The organism is Paenibacillus sp. KS1, assembly GCF_001680695.1.
Taxonomy (GTDB): domain Bacteria; phylum Bacillota; class Bacilli; order Paenibacillales; family Paenibacillaceae; genus Paenibacillus_B; species Paenibacillus_B suaedae.
On sequence record NZ_MAIS01000211.1, the window covers coordinates 1 to 1,873 of the forward strand.

The 1,873-nt window shown below is 34.3% G+C and carries 4 protein-coding genes; all 4 read left to right on the plus strand.

The window, feature by feature from the left end; all coding sequences use genetic code 11:
• Positions 1-198 (plus strand): YxiJ-like family protein (locus BBG47_RS27845; RefSeq protein ID WP_217492546.1); only part of this gene is annotated, 198 nt, incomplete at its 5' end.
• Between the two features lie 225 nt (positions 199-423).
• On the plus strand, positions 424-876 hold the full coding sequence (locus BBG47_RS27850; RefSeq protein WP_065294443.1) for a hypothetical protein: 453 nt from the start codon (positions 424-426) through the stop codon (positions 874-876).
• A gap of 38 nt (positions 877-914) precedes the next feature.
• Positions 915-1,145: a hypothetical protein gene (locus tag BBG47_RS27855; RefSeq protein WP_065294444.1), complete on the plus strand. Its 231-nt coding sequence runs from the start codon at positions 915-917 to the stop codon at positions 1,143-1,145.
• Positions 1,146-1,346: 201 nt separating this feature from the next.
• Positions 1,347-1,610, plus strand: a complete 264-nt coding sequence (locus BBG47_RS27860) for a CPCC family cysteine-rich protein (RefSeq protein ID WP_065294445.1) — start codon at positions 1,347-1,349, stop codon at positions 1,608-1,610.
• Positions 1,611-1,873: the final 263 nt, after the last annotated feature.

A 1,873-nucleotide genomic window follows, 5' to 3' on the forward strand; every position in this document is an offset into this window, starting at 1 on the left:
AAACTTGAAGATCCATTAGAGCGTTTTAAGATGAAGGAATGGCTTTCTAAATCATTTTATGAATGGTTTCCTAAGTATAGATTTCTGGAATCATATGATCTAACAATATATAAAGATTTGAGTAAGGAATGGGAAGTAATAGAGAAACTGAGGTTTAAATTGATAGAGTTAATAAAACTAAAAGAAGGTCAAAAATAATTTCTGAAAGTATTTCAAGAAGAGTGTTACTTCAGATAACACTGTATTCACGCTGCGAGCCGACATTCGTCGCCCCTTGGTTGTCAGATGTATAATCATGAAAGTGATTGAGACAACACATGACCCAGCCTAAGATAAGAGCTATTTAAGGCTGGGTCGCGTCATGAACACGGTAACGTTATACGAAAGATTTAACAAAGGATTATTCTTGAAAGGATGTATTCATTGAAGCAAAAGAAGCAATTAAGAGATTTAATATATGTGAGTAGTAATGTGGAAGAACAGTATTTTTACTCATATGGGATTGAGTTTAAGGAATTTATGAATTCAGTATCCGATCCACCTGGAAATTTAATTTTATTGAAGCATAATTTTAATGATGTGAATTGGAACCAGCATACACGATTCGATATTGTAACGAAGAATGAAATAGATCAATTGATTAATGATGATGTTTATAATTATGGTGATTTTTGTTGGGTTGATTATGCAAGTGAAGATGATTTAGATAAATGGACTGACGAAGAAATTGCAGAATTACTATTTTTCGGACATTTGGCAAGACCATTGAAGAAATTGCCGATGGATAGGTTTCTTATTACGCACATGACGATGGATGGTTTAATAAGCTCTTTGTTAGGCAGATCACTGATTATGGAATACTCTTATCAAAAGTAATTATCAACAAGATCAATGATTTTACAGGAAGAAATCACATGAATATGTCAGCAGAAATAAAGCAACAACTAATTGAGAAAACTGTAAATGGGTTATTCATAGATTTCAAAAAGATCACAAAGAATAGAAATGAAATAAGAATACCATTATTAGAAGTCGGACAATTCACTAATATGGATAAAGTATATGACTTGCGCAAGGAAAAAAGATCCTATAATACTTGGCTTATTTTTTCTGAAGAGAAGTGTGAGTTAGTCAAAGATGGTTAAATCCTTCGTATAACACCGTATCTACATTGCGGACGTTGCCCTTGGTTCGCAAAAAGAGGTAGGCACGGAAGGTGAATCAGCACACAACCCTGCGAGGCTAAGTCCGTCGGACCCAACGTTTACGCGCCTTAAGCCTCTTGGGTTCGTAGATACAAAATACGTTAGGTGAAAGTACTGATATCATTGAAAGGAAATGAGAAAATGAACAAATATACTTGTCCATGTTGTGGTTTTAGAACACTTGATGAAGAACCGCCAGGAACAGATTACATCTGTAAGATTTGTTTTTGGGAAGATGATAGAGTTCAATTTGATGATCCTGACTATGAAGGTGGGGCTAATGTAGCTTCATTAAGACAGGGACAATATAATTTCCTTAAGTTCGGAGCATGTGAAGAGAGATGTAAACAATTCGTAAGAAAACCAAATAAAGATGATGTATATGAAGGACCAAAGAAAATTTAAGATCTTATAAGAGATTAATAGAAAAACGAAATAACTTAATTGTATTTCTGCGAAGCCAGCACCTTCATAACAGCGTATCTAACAATACTACAAATTATGAGCCGAAAGTATACGGTTTTCAATTCATTTTTAGTTCTCTTTTCAAAGAGAATAATAATGATATAGGTTGTGGTTACTCGAGGAAGACAGGAACTTCACCTAAACACGGCATTCACGTATTGGATCCTGAGACGGCTGTTTATTGCATACTAAAAGTGCCTAAA

Excerpts from the sequence above, each read along its gene's own strand:
- BBG47_RS27855 (WP_065294444.1), top strand. The coding sequence starts at position 915 with ATGAATATGTCAGCAGAAATAAAGCAACAACTAATTGAGAAAACTGTA.
- BBG47_RS27860 (WP_065294445.1), top strand. The coding sequence starts at position 1,347 with ATGAACAAATATACTTGTCCATGTTGTGGTTTTAGAACACTTGATGAA.